Here is an 18,408-nt window from a genome sequence, read left to right as displayed (position 1 = left end):
TCGCCGCGATCCGCCCGGCGCCCCGGGACGGGCGCGCCGCGCCGTGCGGTCACCGCACGATGCCGCCCCACCCCCAGCACCGCCGAACCGAGGAGTCCTCCCGTGACCGCCACTCCAGTGGGCCCGAAACGGGTCGCCGTCGTCATCAACCCCATCAAGGCCGACGCGGACCTCGCCCGCGACGCCATCATCATCGGATGCCGCAAGGGCGGGCTGCCGGACCCGGTCTTCTTCGAGACGGAGGAGGACGACCCCGGGTTCTCCATGACCCGCCGGGCGCTGGAGGAGGGCTTCGACCTCGTCCTCGCCGCCGGCGGCGACGGCACCGTGCGGGCCGTCGCGGAGACCCTCGTCGACGGGGACGTCCCGATGGGCCTGCTGCCGCTGGGCACGGGCAACCTCCTGGCCCGCAACATCGGCGCCGACCTCGGTGACCCGCACCGCAACGTGGACATCGCGCTCTTCGGCGCGGAACGGGCCATCGACATGGCGACCTTCCGGCTGGAGCTGGCCGACGGGACGGTGCAGGACCACGCCTTCTGCGTGATGGGCGGGGCGGGCTTCGACGCGCAGATCATGACGGACACCAAGGACGAGCTCAAGAAGCTGGTCGGCTGGGCCGCCTACGGGGAGGCCGGTGTCCGGCACCTGTTCGCCCCGCCGCGGTGGGCCCGGTTCCGGATCGACGACGGCGAGTGGCAGAGCCGGCGGGTGCGCTCGGTGATGGCCGCCAACTGCGGGATCCTCACGGCGGGGATGATCCTCGTGCCCCAGGCGAAGATCAACGACGGCGTGCTGGACCTCGTGGTGATGTCCCCGCGCAGCACCCTGGAGTGGGCGCTGATGGCCGCGAAGGTGGTGTTCCGGCAGCGGCGGGACCTGCCGGTGATCGAGTTCTTCGCCGGGAAGAAGGTGCGCGTGGAGTTCCACGAGCCCATCGAGTCCCAGGTGGACGGGGACGGCACGGGGCTGATCACCGGCTTCGAGTCCGAGATCCTGCCGGGCGTGCTCTCGGTGCGGGTGCCCCCCTCCCAGGCCGACTGACGCGCGCGCCCGGCCGGACGGCCGGTCCCGCCCGTGCAGCCGGCTCAGTCCACCGGGTCGGGCCGGCGGCTCAGGCCCGCCACGAACGCGCCCATGAGGGCGACCACCGCCCCGCCCACCGCGAGCAGGGGGCCCCGCCCCTGCTCCGGGAACGAGGACACCGGCTCGAGGACGACCCGGGCGGCCGGCACGAGGTCCTCCACCGTCCGCGGGTCGCCGGCGGCAGGGCCCGGACCGATCTCGGTGCGGACCACCCCGGAGGTCTCCGGGGCCCCGGCGGCGGCCGGGGGGACGGCGAGCACGCAGGCCAGCACGGCGGGCGCGGCGGCGAGAGCGAGACGGCGGGCGGCGGGAGCAGGCATGGTGGCACCTCCGGTCGGGCTCGGCACCGACCCGGGGGGTCGATCGACACCGGCTGAAGATCGCGGGAACGGACGTGCCCGCACCACCCATGGTGCATGTATTCGCAATAGCTAACAAGCGGCGGGCGGCGCGGGACGTTCCGTTACGCGGGCACGTGCCCGGCGCCCGCCGCCCCCGGCCCGTGGGCCCCGTGGCCCTGCAGCGCGGCGACCCAGGCGGCAGCCTCGCGGAAGGCGCCGTCGGAGTGGTGCCGCGCCACGGTGGCGACCTTGTGGTCGGCGCGCGGGTAGGAGCCGAGGAACCGGGTGCTCGGGCAGACCCGGCGCAGGCCCATCAGGGCGTCGGCCACGCGGGCGTCGTGCAGGTGCCCGTCCACGTCGACGCTGAAGAAGTACTCCCCCAGGAAGTTGCCCGTGGGACGGGACTCGATCCGGGAGAGGTTCACCCCGCGGGTGGCGAACTGCTCGAGGATCTCCATCAGCGCCCCGGCCCGGTCCTCCCACAGCGGGATGACCAGCGTGGTGCGGTCCGCGCCGGTGCGCGGCGGCAGGGGCGCGTCCGGGCGCGCCACGAGCACGAAGCGCGTCACCGCGGCCCGGTTGTCCCCGATGTCCTCGGCGAGCACCTCGAGCTCGGGGTGCTGCTCGACGACCACGGGAGAGCAGACCGCGGCCTCGAAGCCGGGCTCCGCCGCACCGGGCAGCAGCGACAGGGCCGCCGCCGCCGTGGAGGACGCCGGGACGTAGTCGGCGCCCGGCAGGTGCTCGTCCATCCAGCCGCGCACCTGCGCCCAGGCGTGGGAGTGCGTGGACACGGTGCGGACGTCGGCGAGGGCCGTGCCCGGCGCGGCCACGAGCACGAAGCTGATGGGCACGAGCGCCTCGCGCACGATGCGCAGCTCGCTGCCGGTGGCCACGGCGTCGAGCGTGGCGGTCACCCCGCCCTCCACGGAGTTCTCGATGGGGACCATCGCGGCGTCGACCTCGCCGGCGCGGACGGCCGCCAGTGCGACGGGCACGGAGGACACCGGACGGCGCTCGGCCTCCCGCGCGCCTTCCACGCCGAGCAGGGCGGCCTCCGTGAAGGTGCCGGCGGGGCCCAGGTAGGCGTATCTCAACGGACGGTCGGCGTCTGGCCCGTCTCGGACACCATGGGCCTCTCGGCGTCCATCCACGCCCCCATGCCGCCCAGGACGTTGACCGGGTCGAAGCCGTACTGCTGGAGGTAGGCCGTGGCCCTCAGGGAGCGGCCGCCGGTGCGGCAGATCACGTAGACGTCCTCGTCCGCGGGCACCTCGCCGTAGCGCTCGGGGAGCTGGCCCAGCGGGATGTGCTGGGCACCGTCGATGTGCCCGGCCTCCCACTCGGCGTCCTCGCGCACGTCCAGGATGCGCGCGTCCTCGGGGATCTCCTCCACCGAGGCGCTGGGCAGGCTGTCCAGGTTGTCCATCGTGCGGGTCCTCTCGTTGCGGGTGGTTCTGCGCTGTCCAGCCTAGTCCGCGGGCGCGGCGGCCGGGCCGCGGACCGGTCCGCGGCCACGGCCGCAGGACGGCCACGAGCGGCACTGTGACGGCCACCGCGCCGGGGCGCCGGTACCGGAGGGGCGCCTTGGCACCGGAGGGGCGCCCGGTCAGGGAGAGACGGCCTCCTCGTCCTGCAGCGGGAGCTTCTCCTCCCGCCGGGGCGCGTGGATGAGCTTCTTGTTGGCGAACTCCTCGATGCCGAACCGGCCGAGCTCCCGGCCCACCCCGGAGCGCTTGATGCCGCCGAAGGGCAGGTCCGGGGCGGTGCCCGTGACCTCGTTGACGAAGACCATGCCGGACTCGATCCGGGCGGCGACCTCCCTGGCCGCGTCGACGTCCGCGGCGAACACCGACCCGCCCAGGCCGAAGGGCGAGGAGTTGGCCAGCTCGACGGCCTCGTCCGCGTCCCGGACCCGGTGCACCACGGCGACGGGCCCGAAGATCTCCTCCTCGTAGGCGCGCATCTGCGGGGTGACGTCCGTCAGGACCGTGGCCTCCATCCAGGCCCCCGGGCGGTCCACCGGCGTGCCGCCGGCGCGGACGGTCGCGCCCTTCTCGACGGCGTCCTGCAGCTGCGCGGCCACGCCGTCGCGGGCCGCCACCGAGGACAGGGGGCCCAGCAGGGTCTTCCGGTCGGTCGGGTCCCCCGGTTGGACGGCGTCCATGGCATGCGCGAACGCGTCGACGAACCGGTCGTAGGCCTCGTCGACCACGATGAAGCGCTTGGCGGCGGTGCACGCCTGCCCGGTGTTGCCCAGCCGGCCCAGCACGGCGTGCTTGACCGTGTTCTCGAGGTTCTCGGCGTCGAGCACGATGAACGGGTCGGACCCGCCCAGCTCGAGCACGACCTTCTTGAGGTGGCGGCCGGCGAGCTCGGCGACGGCCGACCCCGCACGCTCGGAGCCCGTGAGGGAGACGCCCTGGACGGTCCGGGCGGGGATGACGATCTCGGCGATCTGCTCGTTCGTGGCGAAGACGTTGCGGTAGACGTCCTCCGGGAACCCGGCCTCCCGGAAGAGCTGCTCCTGGACCAGGGCGGCCTGCGGGACGCTGGGCGCGTGCTTGAGGACGACGGTGTTGCCGAGCATCAGGTTCGGGGCCGCCAGCCGGGCGACCTGGTAGTACGGGTAGTTCCACGGCATGATGCCGAGGATCGAGCCGGTGGGCTCCAGCACCACCTCGGCGTCCCCGCCCGTGGAGGGCTCGAGCTTCTCCCCGGCCATGAACCGCTCGGCGTTCTCGGCGTAGAAGTCGTAGATGCCGGCCACGAGGAGCACCTCGCCCACCGCCTGGCGGGCCGGCTTGCCCATCTCCTCGGTGAGCAGGGCGGCCAGCTCGTGCTTGCGCTCGCGGTAGAGCCCCGCCAGCGTGCGCATGCGCGCGGCGCGCTCCGGCACGGGCGTGGCGCGCCAGCCGCCGAAGGCCCGGTGCGAGCGCTCGACGACCTCCCGGACCTCGGCGTCGGTGGCGGTCGGGAACTCCTGGACGGTCTCCCCGGTGGCGGGATTCACGGTGGCGTAGGTCATGTCCCGACCCTAGACGCGGGCGCCGCCGGGCCGCAGGGGCTCGCGTGCGTGTTCGCCGCGGGCATGCCCCGGCGCCGGCCTTCCAGGCGGCTCACAGAAACGAAACAATGGCTGTGTACCCTGTCCCCCGGCCGCCGGACCCCCCGTGCGGCCCCTCCCCACCGGACACCCCACCCCGGCGTCCTCGACACGAAGGAACCACGGCCATGAGCACCAACGAACCCCGGGGCGCGACACCGCTCGCCCCGGACCGCGAGGACCACGGCTTCAAGAGGGTCCTCGGGCGCCTCGACGCGATCGGCCTCGGCTTCGGCGCGATGATCGGCTTCGGCTGGGTCATCCTCACCGGCGACTGGCTGGTGGAGGCCGGCACCATGGGCGCCGTGCTCGCCCTCGTGACCGGCGGGCTGATCATGGCCGTGGTCGGCCTGGTCTACGGCGAGCTCGTGGCGGCCATGCCGTACGCGGGCGGGGAGCACAACTACCTGCTGCGCGGCATGGGAGCCCGGTGGGCCTTCATCGGCTCGTGGGCCATCACCGGCGGCTACATCACCATCGTGGCCTTCGAGGCCGTGGCCGTGCCCCGCACGGTGCAGTACATCTTCCCCGGCCTGAGCCAGATCCCCCTGTGGACCGTCGCCGGCTTCGAGGTGAACCTGACCTGGGCCCTGGTCGGGGCGCTGACCGCCGTCCTGATCACCGCGATCAACATCCGCGGCGTGAAGCACGCGTCCACGGTGCAGATCTTCGTGATCCTGTTCCTGCTGATCGTGGGGCTGATGATGCTCTTCGGGGCGTTCACCCGAGGCTCGGTCGCCACCATGGAGCCGTTCTTCACGAGCGGGACCGCCGGCTTCTTCCTCGTGCTCGTCACCGTCCCGTTCCTGTTCGTCGGCTTCGACGTCATCCCGCAGGTCTCCGAGGAGATGCACCTGCCGGCCAAGCAGCTGGGCGGGACCATCATCGTCTCCGTCCTGCTCGCCGCGGCGTGGTACGTCATGGTCGTGCTCACCACGTCCTCGGCGATGTCCGGGGCGGACGTCGCCGGCGCGGACATCGCCGTCGCCGACGCCATGGGCGCCATGTTCAACAGCACCGCCGTCGCCAACCTGCTCATCGCCGGCGGTCTGGCGGGCATCCTCACCTCCTGGAACTCCCTGCTCATGGGCGCGTCCCGCCTGCTCTGGGCGCTCGGCAACTCCCGGATGGTGCCGCAGTGGTTCGGGCGGCTGCACCCCAAGTACGGCACCCCGGCCAACGCCCTGCTGTTCGTGGGCGCCATCTCGTTCGTGGCGCCGTTCTTCGGCGCGGAGATGCTGGGCTGGCTGGTGGACTCCGGCTCCCCGTCGATCGTGATCGCCTACGCCCTGGTCTCGGTGGTCTTCGTGATCCTGCGCCGGCGCGAGCCGGACATGGACCGCCCCTTCAGGATCGGCGGCCGCAGCCACGGCGGCACGGTCATCGGCGTGCTCTCGGTCGTCCTGTGCGTCGGCCTGATCAGCCTGTACCTGCCCGGCATGCCCGCGTTCCTGAGCGCGCCCGCCTGGACGATCTTCGGGCTGTGGTGGCTGCTCGGGCTGGTCTTCCTGCTCCGCATCCCCACCGGGATCCACCCCGGGGTCGACGCCGAGCACCGCCTCGTCGCCGAGGTCGACCGCCGGCGCCGGAGCGCCCGGGCCTGATCCCGATCGAGCCGGCACAGCGCCCCGGGGGCGGCATCCGAGCCGCCCCCGGGGCGCTGTGCACTGTGCCCGTCCGGGTGCGGAAAGTTCAGCACTCCGCCTTTTGGCCGGAGCGCTAGTCTGAACTCGTCGACGGGCCGTGGGGCCTTCCCGGCAGCACCCGGCGACCGGCCCGGCACCCGGTGCGGCGTTGCTGCGGGACACCGGAGCCCGTGACGGTCGTCCCGGGACTCGTACCATGGACGAGCGGGCCCAGTGTTGTCGCCCGCCCGTCCGACCACCCCGTTGACGCACCGAGCAGGCACCGGCCCCGGTGCCCGGGGCGTGCGTCGAGCAAGAGAGGCTGATACATGAGCATCACGGACCAGGCCGCCACGGCCGCTCCCATCCAGGACCGCATCGCCGCGCTGCTGGCGAAGACCCCCACCGGGCTGCTGATCAACGGGCAGTGGCGGGCCGCCTCCGACGGGGGCACCTTCGAGGTGGAGAACCCGGCCACCGGGGAGGTGCTCGCGACCATGGCCTCGGCCACCCGGGCCGACGCCCAGGCGGCGATGGACGCCGCCGCGAACGCCCAGGCCTCCTGGGCCCGCACCCCCGCCCGGGTCCGGGCGGAGATCCTGCGTGCGGCCTTCGATCTCGTCCAGGCCCGGGCGGAGGACCTGGCGCTGCTGATGACCCTGGAGATGGGCAAGCCCGTCGCCGAGGCGATGGGCGAGGTGAAGTACGGGGGTGAGTTCCTGCGCTGGTTCTCCGAGGAGGCGGTGCGCGACTACGGCCGCTACGTGGAGTCCCCGGAGGGGAATCTGCGGATGCTGGTGACCCGCAAGCCGGTGGGCCCGTGCCTGTTGATCACCCCGTGGAACTTCCCGCTGGCGATGGCCACCCGCAAGGTCGCCCCGGCCGTGGCCGCCGGGTGCACCATGGTGCTCAAGCCGGCGCGGCTGACCCCGCTGACCTCCCAGTACTTCGCCCAGCTCATGCTGGACGCGGGTCTGCCGGCCGGGGTGCTCAACGTGGTCTCCTCCGCCTCGGCCGGCGACGTGTCCGAGCCGATCATGGCCGACCCGCGCCTGCGCAAGGTCTCCTTCACCGGCTCCACCCCGGTGGGCAAGCAGCTGATGAAGGCCGCCACCGACAACGTGCTGCGCACCTCCATGGAGCTGGGCGGCAACGGCCCGCTGATCGTCTTCGAGGACGCCGATGTGGACAAGGCCGTCACCGGGGCGATGGCCGCGAAGATGCGCAACATGGGCGAGGCCTGCACCGCGGCCAACCGGCTGCTGGTGCACGAGGACGTGGCCGAGGAGTTCATCGCCAAGCTGGCCGAGAAGATGGCCGCCCTCACCGTCGGCAACGGGGTCGAGGACGGGGTGCAGGTCGGCCCGCTGGTGGAGGCCAAGGCCCGGGACTCCGTGGAGGCCTTCGTCGCCGACGCCGTCGAGCGCGGGGCGAAGGTCGTGGTCGGGGGCAAGCGCGTGGACGGGCCGGGCTACTTCTTCCAGCCCACCCTGCTGCGCGACGTGCCCCAGGACGCCCGGGCGGTGTGCGAGGAGATCTTCGGCCCCGTCGCCCCGGTCGTGACCTTCAAGGACGAGGACGAGGCCGTGGAGCTGGCCAACGCCACCGAGTACGGGCTGGCCTCCTACGTGTTCACCGAGAACATCTCCCGCGGGCTGCGCATCGGCGACCGCATCGAGTTCGGCCTGATGGGCCTCAACGTCGGGGTGATCTCCAACGCGGCCGCCCCCTTCGGCGGCGTCAAGCAGTCCGGACTGGGCCGGGAGGGCGGGGCCGAGGGCATCGCCGAGTACACCACCACCCAGTACATCGGCGTGGAGAACCCCTGGGCCGGCGTCCCCAACCCCGGCACCGGCACCCCTGCCTGATCCCCGTCCCCGGACGGTCCGCCCCACCCCGGTGCGGTCGCCGCGCTCCCGCGGCGACCGCACCCCGTTCCCGAAAGGACGTCTCCCATGACCGAGACCCTGCCCGACATCCAGTACCGGCTGGAGCAGGTCCGCCGCATCGAGGGCACCCTGCCCGGCCCCCGCTCCCGGGAGCTGTCCGCCCGCCGGCAGGAGGCCGTCGCCTCCGGCGTCGCCTCCAGCGTGCCCGCCTACGCGGCGGACGTGGACGGCGGGATCGTGCTCGACGTCGACGGCAACCAGCTCGTCGACCTCGGCTCCGGCATCGCCGTGACCACCGTGGGCGCCTCCGCCCCCGCCGTGGTCGCCCGGGTCAAGGAGGCCGTGGAGCACTTCACGCACACCTGTTTCATGGTCACCCCCTACGAGGGCTACGTGGCCGTCGCGGAGAAGCTCGCCGAGCTCACCCCCGGCGACTTCCCCAAGAAGGCCGCGCTCTTCAACTCCGGCTCCGAGGCCGTCGAGAACGCCGTGAAGATCGCCCGGGTGCACACCGGCCGCCAGGCGGTCGTCGTCTTCGACCACGCCTACCACGGCCGCACCAACATGACCCTCGCGATGACCGCCAAGGTCATGCCCTACAAGCAGGGCTTCGGCCCGTTCGCCGGCGAGGTCTACCGCGTGCCGGTCTCCTACCCCTTCCGCGACCCGGAGGGCATGACGGGCGCCGAGGCCGCCCGCCGCGCTCTGCTCCAGGTGGAGAAGCAGGTGGGCGCGGGCAACGTGGCCGCCGTCGTGATCGAGCCCATCCAGGGTGAGGGCGGCTTCATCGTGCCCGCCGAGGGGTTCCTGCCGGCGCTGTCCCAGTGGTGCACCGACAACGGCGCCGTGTTCGTCGTCGACGAGGTCCAGGCCGGCGTGGCCCGCACGGGCAAGTGGTTCGCCGTGGACCACGAGGGCGTGGTGCCCGACCTGATCACCGTGGCCAAGGGCGTGGCCGGCGGCATGCCGCTGTCCGGCGTCGTCGGCCTCGCCGAGATCATGGACTCCGTGCACGCCGGCGGCCTCGGCGGCACCTACGGCGGCAACCCCGTGGCCTGCGCCGCCGCCCTGGGGGCGCTGGAGACCATCGAGGAGTGGGACCTCATCGCCCGTGCCCGGCGGGTCGAGGAGATCATCCGCGAGGAGCTGACCCCGGTGGCCGAGGAGACCGGCATCGTCGGGGAGATCCGCGGCCGCGGCGGCATGATGGCGCTCGAGTTCGTGCTGCCCGGCGGCAAGGAGCCGGACGCGGACGCCGCCAAGGCCATCGCCGCGGAGTGCCTGGCGCAGGGCGTCATCATCCTGACCTGCGGCACCTTCGGCAACATCGTGCGCCTGCTGCCCCCGCTCGTCATCGGCGAGGAGCTGCTGCGCGACGGCCTGCGCGTGTTCGCCGAGGCCATCCGCCACGCGGCGCAGTAGTCCCCGCCGCACACCGCCACGAGGGGCCGTTGCCCGCCGGAGACGCCGTCGCGCTCCGGCGGGCGACGGCCCCTCGTGCTCGTCACCGGGCGGAGCGGGCGCGGTCAGCCGGAGCAGCGCTCCTGGAGGGCCCGTGCCTCCCGGGCGACGCTGAGCATGGACCGTTCGCCCTGCCGGTAGTCGTCGACGGCCTCGCGGATCGAGCTGATCTGCCCGGAGAGCTCGGGCGGGGCGGTGGCGGCGAGGTCCTCGACCTCGGCGAGCAGCGCGGCCGGGTCCTCCTGCAGCCGCTCCGGGGCGGTGCGCGCCGCCTCCAGCACCCGGGCGCACGTCTCCTCCACGGTGCTGACCGAGGCCTGGTCCGAGGCGCTGCCGGAGGCCGACGGCGCCGGGGCGCCGGACCCGTCCTCGCGGTCGAAGAGGGAGCAGCCGGTCAGGGCCAGGAGCAGGGCGGCCGCCGCCGCGGCACGGGCCGCGGCGGAACGGGGCGGGCGGGAGGTCGGCACGGAGGGCCTCCTGTGCGGTTCGGGGACCGCATGTCGCGGTCCGGGCGCCCTCACCCTACTAGCCTGGGCACCACGCCCCACAGTGTGTCCCGGACCGCCGTCCCCGGGCCGCCGTGGCCGAGACAGGAGCCGCCGTGACCGGGATCGGGGACCTCACCGCCGTGCAGCTGCGGGACGCGCTCGCGCGCGGGGAGCTGGGCGCGGCGGAGACCACGGAGTTCTTCCTCGCCCGGATCGAGGAGCGCAATCCGCAGCTGGGCGCGTTCGTGCACGTGGCGCACGGACCGGCGCTCGAACGGGCCCGCGCCCTCGACGCCCTGCCCGCCGGTGCGCCCCGCGGTCCGCTGCACGGGGTGCCGCTCGCGGTGAAGGACCTGCACGACGTCGCCGGCATGCCCACCGGCTACGGCTCCGCGGCCGTGGCGGACCCCGGGACCGGGGCGCCGGCCGCCGCCGAGGACGACGACCTCGTGGCCGTGCTCGCGGCCTCCGGCGCCGTGTGCCTGGGCAAGACCCAGGTTCCCGAGTTCGGCCTCAACTGCTACTCCGAGAACCTGGTGGCCCCGCCCGCGCGGAACCCGCACGATCCCACCACCGGCGCCGGAGGCTCCTCCGGCGGGCAGGCCGCGGCCGTGGCGGCCGGCATGCTGCCCCTGGCCCCGGGCTCCGACGGCGGGGGCTCCGTGCGCATCCCGGCGGCGGCGTGCGGGCTGGTGGGCCTGAAGCCCAACCGCGGGCGGGTGCCCACCGCCGACGCGCAGTCGGACGCCGCGCAGCTCGTGGTCAACGGCCCCATCGCCCGCACCGCCGAGGACGCGGCCCTGCTGCTGGACGTGCTCTGCGCCCCGGCCCGCGGACCGGCCCACGGCAACGTGGTGCACCGGGCGGTGGCGGCCGCACCGCAGCCCTCCTTCCTCGAGAGCGTGCGGGCGGCCCGCCGGGGAGACCTGCCGTGGGGCGGGCGGCCGCTGCGCATCGGGGTGAGCACCGCCTCGCCGTTCGACACCGTCTACGACATCGAGGTCTCCCCCGAGGCGCGGGCCGCCCTCGACGCGGGGGTCGCCCGGCTGCGAGCGGCCGGGCACGAGGTCGGCGAGGCCTCGATCGGCTACGACCCCGAGTATCCCGGGGCCTTCTTCGACGTCTGGACCACCTCGATGGGCACCGCGTCCCTCGACCACGGGCAGGCGCAGCGGCTGACCGGCCTGGCGGCGGCGTTCCGCGCCCGCGCCCTGCGCCGCTCGGCCGTCGAGCTCGCGCGGGCCGTGGGCACCCTGCGCCGGGTCGAGCAGGACGTGATCTGGGCGTACGGGGCCTGGGACATGGTGCTCACGCCCGCGCTCGCCATGACGCCGCGGCCCCTGGGCTGGTACTGGGCGGGACACGACCAGGCGGACCCCGCCGGCGCGGACCAGGACTACAGGCGCCAGTGCCAGTACACGCCCTGGACCTCGATCGTGAACGTGGTGGGCCTGCCCGCGGTGACCGTCCCGACGCTGTGGACCGGCCCGGCGGGCGGCGCCGGCGGGCCGGTCGTGCCCATGGGGGTCCAGCTCATCGGCCGCCCCAGCGCGGAGGCGCACCTGCTCGCCGTCGCCGCACAGCTCGAGGACGCCTCGCGCTGAACAGCCCCGCGCCGATCCGCCCCGCGCCGATCCGCCCCGCGCCGGGACGCGGCCCGCGCACCGCGCCGGAATCCGCCGCGCGGACCTGCGGCACGGACCTGCAACACGGACCTGCAGCACGGACCTGCAGCACGGACGCGCCCGCCGGCCGTGCAGGGCACGGCCGGCGGGCGCGGTGGGGCCGCGGAGGGCTCAGGCGTCCGGCTCGGTGGCCGCCTCGGGGTCCTCCTCCGGCTCGAAGCCGGTCCGGTCCTCGTCGGTGGTCAGCCCGATGCCCTGCTCGCTGTCCGGGACGGTGCCCTCCGGGCCCTTGCCCGAGTTCTCGGTCGTCTCGTCGGGTGCTTCGCTCATGCTGCCGGCCTCCTCGCTGGGTCGTGCGCTCGCTGGTGCCCTCATCCTGACCCACCGCTCCCGATTCCTCCAGCCCCGCGCCCGCGCCTCGCGCAGAGCGGAATCGCCGCAACCTGGCGACGTGATCGCGTGCCCGCCTCGGCGCGCCGGTGGCCCGGCGGTAGGTTGGGCGGCATGACACAACGAGCGGGCACCGTCGCCCAACCCAGTGACCTCGTCGACCTCGGCAAGCTCCTCGATGCCTACACGGACGTCGTGCCCGACCCCTCCGACCCGGACCAGCGCGTGGCCTTCGGCACCTCCGGGCACCGGGGCTCCTCCCTGCGCGGCTCGTTCAACGAGCAGCACATCGCGGCGATCACGCAGGCCATCGTGGAGTACCGCGCCGGCCAGCGGATCACCGGGCCCCTGTTCATGGGCAAGGACACCCACGCTCTCTCCGGGCCCGCCCAGGACACCGCGCTCGAGGTCCTGGCCGCCAACGACGTGACCGTCCTGCTGGACTCCCGCGACGGATACGTGCCCACCCCGGCGCTGTCCCACGCGATCCTCACCCACAACACCGGCCGGGCCGAGGGCATGGCCGACGGCATCGTCATCACCCCGTCGCACAACCCGCCCTCCGACGGCGGCTTCAAGTACAACCCGCCCAACGGCGGCCCCGCGGACACCGACGCCACCGAGTGGATCGCCCAGCGCGCCAACCAGTTCCTGGAGAACGGCATGGCGGGGGTCCGCAGGGTGCCCCTGGCGCAGGCGCGCGCGGCGGGGACCACCGGCGGCTACGACTTCCTCGAGGAGTACGTGCGGACGCTGCCGGAGGTCATCGACCTCGACGTGATCCGCGCCTCGGGGCTGCACATCGGCGCCGATCCCATGGGCTCCGCCTCCGTGGCCTACTGGGGCGAGATCGCCCAGCGCTTCGGGCTGAACATGACGGTTGTCAACCCGTCGGTGGACCCGCAGTGGGCGTTCATGACCCTGGACTGGGACGAGAAGATCCGGATGGACTGCTCCTCGCCCTCGGCCATGGCCTCCCTCATCGGCGCCCGGGACAAGTACGACATCGCGACCGGCAACGACGCCGACACGGACCGGCACGGCATCGTGACCCCGGACGCCGGACTGATGAACCCGAACCACTACCTCGCCGTGGCGATCGACTACCTCTTCCGGCACCGCACCGGGTGGTCCCCCGAGGCCGGGGTCGGCAAGACCCTGGTGTCCTCCTCGATCATCGACCGCGTCGCGGCTTCCCTGGGCCGCGAGCTCGTGGAGGTGCCGGTGGGCTTCAAGTGGTTCGTGCCCGGGCTGATGGACGGCTCGATCGGCTTCGGCGGCGAGGAGTCCGCCGGCGCCTCCTTCCTGCGCACGGACGGCACCGTGTGGTCCACCGACAAGGACGGGATCATCCTGGCGCTGCTGGCCTCGGAGATCACGGCCCGGACCGGGAAGACCCCCTCCCAGCGCTACGCCGAGCTCACGGAGGACTTCGGCGCGCCCGTCTACCAGCGCATCGACGCGCCCGCGACCCGCGAGCAGAAGGCCGCGCTGAAGCAGCTCTCCCCCGCCCAGGTGGAGGCCGACACCCTGGCCGGGGAGCAGATCACCGCCAAGCTCACCAACGCCCCCGGCAACGGCGCGGCGATCGGGGGGCTGAAGGTCACCACGAAGAACGCCTGGTTCGCGGCGCGCCCGTCCGGCACCGAGGACGTCTACAAGATCTACGCGGAGTCCTTCCTCGGCGCGGAGCACCTGGCGCAGGTGCAGCAGGAGGCCAAGGCCCTGGTGGACGCCGTCATCTCCTGAGCCGGCCGGGGCCGCCTCAGGGCCGCGGCCGGACCCAGACCGCCTCGGCGGCCAGGACGCCCACCTCGACGACGGCCCCGCCCACCGTCACGGCCACGGCCCGGGACAGGTGCTCGCCCAGCACGAGCTCCGTCCCGGGCCGGATCCCGGCCTCGCCGAGCCGGCGCAGCTGGTCGGGGTCGGCGTCGGAGACCCGTGCCACCACCGCGGTCGTGCCCGGCGGGACGTCGGCCAGCAGCACGGCCGTGGCCGGCGGGACGGTGCCGTCCCGCCGCGGGATGGGGTCGCCGTGCGGGTCCCGCTCCGGGTGGCCGAGGAGGGCGTCCACCCGGGCGATGAACTTCTCGCTCACCGCGTGCTCGAGCACCTCGGCCTCCTCGTGCACCTCGTCCCAGGCGTAGCCGAGCCGGGTGGCGAGGAAGGCCTCGAGGATCCGGTGGCGCCGGACCATCTGCACCGCGACCGCCCGGCCCCGGTCGGTCAGCACGATCCCCGCGTGCTCGGTGCGGCCCAGCAGGCTCTGCGCGGTGAGCTTCTTGACGGCCTCCGAGACGGTCGACGGCGACAGGCCCAGCCGCTGGGCCAGGCCGGTGGTGGTCACCGGGTCGGCCGACCACTCCTGGGCCAGCCAGACGGTCTTCAGGCAGTCCTGGACGGACCGGTTCAGCTCCTCCGCGCGCATTCCCCCAGGCTACCCACCGCGCCGCCCCGGGGAGCGCCGCCGGTCACCGGGCCCGGAAGCGGGCCCGCTTGTGCGAGCCGTCGCAGAAGGGCTTGATGGAGGAGGCCCCGCACCGGCACAGCGCCACGGTGGCCCGCCCGGGGTCGATGGGGCGGTCGTCCCCGTCCAGCAGCTGGTAGCCGCCGCGCACGAGCAGCGGGCCGTCGGGGCACACGGTGATCGACACCGGCTCGGCGGGCCCGCCGGACCCGGGGTCCCGGACCGGTTCCTGGTCCTCGGCGGGGCGCTCCGCGCTCACCGCACCAGCTCCGCCGCAGCGGACCGGGAGAACTCCGCCGGGGCCGGGCGCAGCGCGGACTCCCCCGCCTCCCAGCGGGCCAGCGCCTGGCGGGCGGCGAGCGCGTCCAGGTGCAACACGCAGCGCGCGCCGAAGAAGACGTCCGCCGCGACGGCGGGGTCCTCGACCACCAGCCCCCCGGCCATGTCCCGCGCGGCGATCTGCTCGTGGGCGGCGTCGGCCTCCACGTGCTCGTCGTAGAACGCGGCCGCGGCCGGCAGGCCCAGGCGGTGGAAGCCGCGGGCCAGGAACTTGGAGGGCACCGAGGACGTCATCTCGTACATCGCCAGGTGGCCGACCACCGCCCCGCGCAGCCGGCGGTGCAGGCCGAACATGCTCACGGTGTTCACGCCGGCGAGCCACTCCGCGGGCACCCGGTCCACGGCGCTGCCGTAGGCGTCGTCGAGGCCGGCCTCGCGCATCCCGGCCGCGAACAGGGCCGCGTGCATCCGGGCGGCGTTGCCGCCGCCGTACTCGTCGATCTGGATCTCGATCAGGCCGGCCTTCGCCCGCCCGGCGAGCCGCGGGATCCCCCAGGTGTGCGGGTCGCCCTCCATCAGCTGGTAGGCCGACTTCAGCTGCAGGAACTCCCGTGCCTGCACGGCGTCGGCCCGGCCGGAGAGGTGGCGTGCCAGGCTCGGGCCGTCGTCGTCGGCGGCCATGGCGAACAGCGCGTCCGCGACCGACTGCGGGGTGCCCGGCACGGTGTCGGCGGGCAGCTCGGCGCGCAGCTGCGTCTCGAGCGCGTCCGAGAGGATCCCGCGCGTGCGCAGCAGCTCGGGGTCGCTCTCCCAGCGGTCGTCGACCCCGTCGATGCCCTGGTAGTGCAGGGCGTGCAGGAGGAAGAGGCTGAGCTGGACGTCGTCGTCGGCGAGGACGCCGTCCGCGCGGGACACGGCGGCGCGGGCGGCGTCCGGCAGCGCCGCGGCCCGGGACTCCGCCGCCGGGGCGCCGGGTGCCTCCCGGAGCGCGGCGAGGAGGTCCTCGCCCAGCGGGCCTCGTGGCTGTGGCTGACGCATGTGTCGACTCCTGTCCGTCCGGTGGGGTGAACCGGCCACCATCATAGTTTCCATCACCGTGCTGATCATATGGAGGGCGTCCGACACGTGCCGTGTCCCGGGTCCGGGCCCCCTCTCCGGCCGCTCGGCGCCCCGAGCACTCCCGCACGGGGCACCGAGTACAGTGGTGGGGGCCCGGCTCCGGGCTGCACCCCGCCGTCGAGGAGACCCGCATGAGTTCCCCCGTGCCCGGACAGACCACCACCGCCGCCCGCCTCGGACTGGGCTGGCGCCTGCACGGCGACGGGCGCACCGTCACCCCCGGGGAGGTCGTCACTCCCCGGGAACGGCTCACCTGGCCCCGGACGGTCACCATCGGCGCGCAGCACGTGGTGGCCATGTTCGGCGCCACCTTCCTGGTGCCGCTGATCACCGGGTTCCCGCCCTCCACGACGCTGTTCTTCTCCGGGGTGGGCACGATCCTCTTCCTGGTGATCACGGCGGGACGGGTGCCCTCCTACCTGGGGTCCTCCTTCGCGTTCATCGCCCCGATCAGCGCCTCGACCAACCAGTACGGCCCGGGCGGGGCCCTCGGCGGCGTCCTCATGGCCGGCGCGGCGCTGTTCGTGATCGGGCTCGTGGTGCAGTTCGCGGGCACGTCCTGGCTGCAGCGGCTCATGCCGCCCCTGGTCACGGGCACCATCGTGGCGCTCATCGGCTTCAACCTGGCCCCGTCCGCCAAGGACAACTTCATGCAGGCTCCCGTCACCGCGCTCGTGACGCTGGCCTCCATCATCCTCATCTCGGTGCTCTTCCGGGGCCTGCCCGGGCGCCTGTCGATCCTGCTGGGCGTGTGCATCGGCTACGTCACCGCGGTGCTGCGCGGGGAGGTGGACTTCTCCGTGCTCGGCACCGTGTGGCGGGAGCAGGGCCTCTTCGGGCTGCCCCCGTTCCAGGCCCCCGAGTTCCACCTGCCCCTCATGGGCCTGTTCATCCCGGTGATCCTGGTCCTGGTGGCCGAGAACATCGGGCACGTGAAGTCGGTGGCCCTCATGACCGGCGAAGACCTCGACCCCTGGATCGGGCGGGCCATCATGTCCGACGGGCTGGCCACCGTGGTCGCCGGCTCGGGCGGCGGCTCCGGGACCACGACCTACGCCGAGAACATCGGCGTCATGGCCGCCACGCGCGTCTACTCGACGGCGGCCTACTGGGTGGCCGCCCTCGTGGCGGTCCTGCTGAGCGTCTTCCCCGTGTTCGGCGCCGCCGTGGCCACGGTCCCCGCCGGCGTCCTCGGCGGGGCGGCCACGGTGCTGTACGGGATGATCGGCATGCTGGGCGTGCGGATCTGGGTGCAGAACCGCGTGGACTTCTCCAACCCGGTCAACCTGACCACCGCCGCGGTGGCCATGATCATCGGCATCGCCGACTACACGTGGGAGGCCTTCGGCCTGCAGTTCGCGGGCATCGCCCTGGGCACCGCCGCCACGCTCGTGGTCTACCACCTCATGGCGGCGCTGGCCCGCGGTCGCGGCACGGTGGGCAGCGACCCGCTCGCCCCGGACACCACGCGCATGCCCTCCCCGCTGGGCTGAGCCGCCCTCCCCGCTACCCGTCGGTAGAAGAAATGTGCGCCCGGACGGCCGCATTCCTTGGTGACGGAGGTCACCTGTCCCCTAGCGTGGAGTGCGGGGGCCGAGCAGCCGGCCACGTTCGACGCGCTGCGGGGAGAGAAACCACATGCACCACAAACTGTCCGTTCTCGTCCAGGTCGACCTGGACGGCAGGCACGTCCGGCTCGTCGTCACCGGGTGCGTCACCGAGGTCAACCACCGGGCGCTGTGCCCGCTGGTGCGCCGTGCCCGCACGCTGGTGCCGGGGATCGCGGTGATCGTGGACGCCACCTCCGCCCACCACGTCGAGCCCGCCGCCGTGGACCTGCTGCGCTGGGCCGCGGAGCACGACGACGCCGTGCAGGGCACCCCGCCCGTGGAGTTCGTGCTGCCCGACGAGCTGCCCGCCCACGGCACCGTCACCCGGCTCGCCACCTGGACGCCCGCCCGCCGTGGCCCGGGCGCCCCCGAGCCCGCGGGCACCCGGCACCCCGCACGGCACCCCGCACGGCGCCGCCCCGCGCCCCGGACGCGGCTCGCCGGCTGACCCGGGTCCGTCCCGCCCCGGTCCCGCCCGTTGGAGGAGAAGCCCGTGAGCACGATCCGCCGCGCCCTGACGGCCCACCCCGCCGCCCCGGAGCTCCCCCGCCAGGAGCGCTCGGCCGAGTCCGAGTGCCTCGAGGCGTGCGTCGAGACGGCCCAGGTGTGCCTGATCGCCGCCGACGCCTGCGTGGAGGAGGACGCCGTCGCGGAGCTGCGCGAGTGCCTGCGCGCCGAGCAGGACTGCGCGTCGATCTGCACCGCCACCGCGCAGGTGCTGGCCCGCCGCGGCTTCCCGGAGCCCGGGAACGGCCGGGCCGTGCTGGTGCCGCTGCTGGAGTCCTGCCGGGCCGCCGCCCGGGACTGCCGGGAGGCCTGTCTGCGCCGGGCCGAGGTCTACGAGCACTGCGCGCTCGCGGCCGAGGCGTGCGCACGGTGCGTGCAGGCCTGCACGGAGCTGCTCGCGCGGAGGAGCTGA

General features: G+C 74.1%; 18 protein-coding genes. 9 read left to right on the top strand and 9 right to left on the bottom strand.

What is annotated here, in order from left to right:
* Positions 1 to 102 precede the first annotated feature (102 nt).
* On the top strand, positions 103 to 1,044 hold the full coding sequence (locus tag AYX06_RS14155) for a diacylglycerol/lipid kinase family protein (protein WP_062736315.1): 942 nt from the start codon (positions 103 to 105) through the stop codon (positions 1,042 to 1,044).
* Between the two features lie 44 nt (positions 1,045 to 1,088).
* Here AYX06_RS14155 and AYX06_RS14150 read toward each other — a convergent pair whose 3' ends face one another.
* The 4 genes from AYX06_RS14150 to AYX06_RS14135 all read right to left on the bottom strand — a co-directional run bounded on the left by AYX06_RS14150 (position 1,089) and on the right by AYX06_RS14135 (position 4,455).
* Entirely contained in the window at positions 1,089 to 1,406 is a 318-nt protein-coding gene (locus tag AYX06_RS14150) for a hypothetical protein (RefSeq protein WP_062736314.1), read from the bottom strand.
* 143 nt (positions 1,407 to 1,549) lie between these two features.
* Entirely contained in the window at positions 1,550 to 2,524 is a 975-nt protein-coding gene (gene pheA, locus AYX06_RS14145) for a prephenate dehydratase (RefSeq protein ID WP_186815626.1), read from the bottom strand.
* Positions 2,521 to 2,856, bottom strand: coding sequence for a rhodanese-like domain-containing protein (locus AYX06_RS14140; RefSeq protein ID WP_062736312.1), 336 nt, complete (start codon positions 2,854 to 2,856; stop codon positions 2,521 to 2,523). Before AYX06_RS14140 ends, pheA begins: the two co-directional genes overlap by 4 nt.
* 180 nt (positions 2,857 to 3,036) lie before the next feature.
* Positions 3,037 to 4,455: an NAD-dependent succinate-semialdehyde dehydrogenase gene (locus AYX06_RS14135; RefSeq protein ID WP_062736311.1), complete on the bottom strand. Its 1,419-nt coding sequence runs from the start codon at positions 4,453 to 4,455 to the stop codon at positions 3,037 to 3,039.
* A gap of 206 nt (positions 4,456 to 4,661) precedes the next feature.
* Between AYX06_RS14135 and AYX06_RS14130 the strand changes: the two genes are divergently transcribed.
* From AYX06_RS14130 to gabT, 3 genes are all read left to right on the top strand, one after another.
* Positions 4,662 to 6,137: an APC family permease gene (locus AYX06_RS14130; RefSeq protein WP_062736310.1), complete on the top strand. Its 1,476-nt coding sequence runs from the start codon at positions 4,662 to 4,664 to the stop codon at positions 6,135 to 6,137.
* 350 nt (positions 6,138 to 6,487) lie between these two features.
* Positions 6,488 to 8,026, top strand: coding sequence for an NAD-dependent succinate-semialdehyde dehydrogenase (locus AYX06_RS14125; protein WP_062736309.1), 1,539 nt, complete (start codon positions 6,488 to 6,490; stop codon positions 8,024 to 8,026).
* Positions 8,027 to 8,113: 87 nt separating this feature from the next.
* On the top strand, positions 8,114 to 9,469 hold the full coding sequence (gabT, locus tag AYX06_RS14120) for a 4-aminobutyrate--2-oxoglutarate transaminase (RefSeq protein ID WP_062736308.1): 1,356 nt from the start codon (positions 8,114 to 8,116) through the stop codon (positions 9,467 to 9,469).
* Between the two features lie 104 nt (positions 9,470 to 9,573).
* On the opposite strand, the gene AYX06_RS14115 is transcribed toward gabT, so the two are convergent.
* On the bottom strand, positions 9,574 to 9,975 hold the full coding sequence (locus tag AYX06_RS14115) for a hypothetical protein (RefSeq protein ID WP_062736307.1): 402 nt from the start codon (positions 9,973 to 9,975) through the stop codon (positions 9,574 to 9,576).
* A 134-nt stretch (positions 9,976 to 10,109) separates the two neighbouring features.
* On the opposite strand from AYX06_RS14115, the gene AYX06_RS14110 reads away from it, so the two are divergent.
* The gene (locus tag AYX06_RS14110) at positions 10,110 to 11,600 is read left to right on the top strand and encodes an amidase (protein ID WP_062736306.1); all 1,491 of its coding nucleotides are present in this window, start codon (positions 10,110 to 10,112) and stop codon (positions 11,598 to 11,600) included.
* Between the two features lie 192 nt (positions 11,601 to 11,792).
* On the opposite strand, the gene AYX06_RS19890 is transcribed toward AYX06_RS14110, so the two are convergent.
* Entirely contained in the window at positions 11,793 to 11,951 is a 159-nt protein-coding gene (locus tag AYX06_RS19890) for a hypothetical protein (protein ID WP_157093468.1), read from the bottom strand.
* A gap of 174 nt (positions 11,952 to 12,125) precedes the next feature.
* On the opposite strand from AYX06_RS19890, the gene pgm reads away from it, so the two are divergent.
* On the top strand, positions 12,126 to 13,760 hold the full coding sequence (gene pgm / locus AYX06_RS14105) for a phosphoglucomutase (alpha-D-glucose-1,6-bisphosphate-dependent) (protein WP_062736305.1): 1,635 nt from the start codon (positions 12,126 to 12,128) through the stop codon (positions 13,758 to 13,760).
* Positions 13,761 to 13,776: 16 nt separating this feature from the next.
* Here pgm and AYX06_RS14100 read toward each other — a convergent pair whose 3' ends face one another.
* Genes AYX06_RS14100 through AYX06_RS14090 form a run of 3 tightly spaced genes read right to left on the bottom strand, consistent with a single transcriptional unit; the run spans position 13,777 to position 15,798 of the window.
* Positions 13,777 to 14,442 (bottom strand): metal-dependent transcriptional regulator, encoded by a 666-nt coding sequence (locus tag AYX06_RS14100; RefSeq protein WP_062736304.1) that lies wholly within the window; start codon positions 14,440 to 14,442, stop codon positions 13,777 to 13,779.
* Between the two features lie 43 nt (positions 14,443 to 14,485).
* Positions 14,486 to 14,740 carry a CDGSH iron-sulfur domain-containing protein gene (locus AYX06_RS14095; protein WP_307725494.1) on the bottom strand — a complete coding sequence of 85 codons (255 nt, stop codon included), beginning with the start codon at positions 14,738 to 14,740 and terminating at the stop codon, positions 14,486 to 14,488.
* Positions 14,737 to 15,798 carry an iron-containing redox enzyme family protein gene (locus AYX06_RS14090; RefSeq protein WP_062736303.1) on the bottom strand — a complete coding sequence of 354 codons (1,062 nt, stop codon included), beginning with the start codon at positions 15,796 to 15,798 and terminating at the stop codon, positions 14,737 to 14,739. Before AYX06_RS14090 ends, AYX06_RS14095 begins: the two co-directional genes overlap by 4 nt.
* A 212-nt stretch (positions 15,799 to 16,010) precedes the next feature.
* Between AYX06_RS14090 and AYX06_RS14085 the strand changes: the two genes are divergently transcribed.
* The 3 genes from AYX06_RS14085 (at position 16,011) to AYX06_RS14075 (ending at position 18,408) form a co-directional block, all read left to right on the top strand.
* Complete coding sequence (locus AYX06_RS14085) at positions 16,011 to 17,372, top strand: uracil-xanthine permease family protein (RefSeq protein WP_062736302.1); 1,362 nt, start codon at positions 16,011 to 16,013, stop codon at positions 17,370 to 17,372.
* A 145-nt stretch (positions 17,373 to 17,517) separates the two neighbouring features.
* Positions 17,518 to 17,937, top strand: coding sequence for a hypothetical protein (locus AYX06_RS14080; protein WP_062736301.1), 420 nt, complete (start codon positions 17,518 to 17,520; stop codon positions 17,935 to 17,937).
* Between the two features lie 45 nt (positions 17,938 to 17,982).
* On the top strand, positions 17,983 to 18,408 hold the full coding sequence (locus tag AYX06_RS14075; protein WP_062736300.1) for a hypothetical protein: 426 nt from the start codon (positions 17,983 to 17,985) through the stop codon (positions 18,406 to 18,408).

This window comes from Kocuria turfanensis (genome assembly GCF_001580365.1).
In the GTDB taxonomy this organism is placed as follows: Bacteria; Actinomycetota; Actinomycetes; order Actinomycetales; family Micrococcaceae; genus Kocuria; species Kocuria turfanensis.
This window is presented reverse-complemented; position numbering and strand designations above follow the sequence as displayed.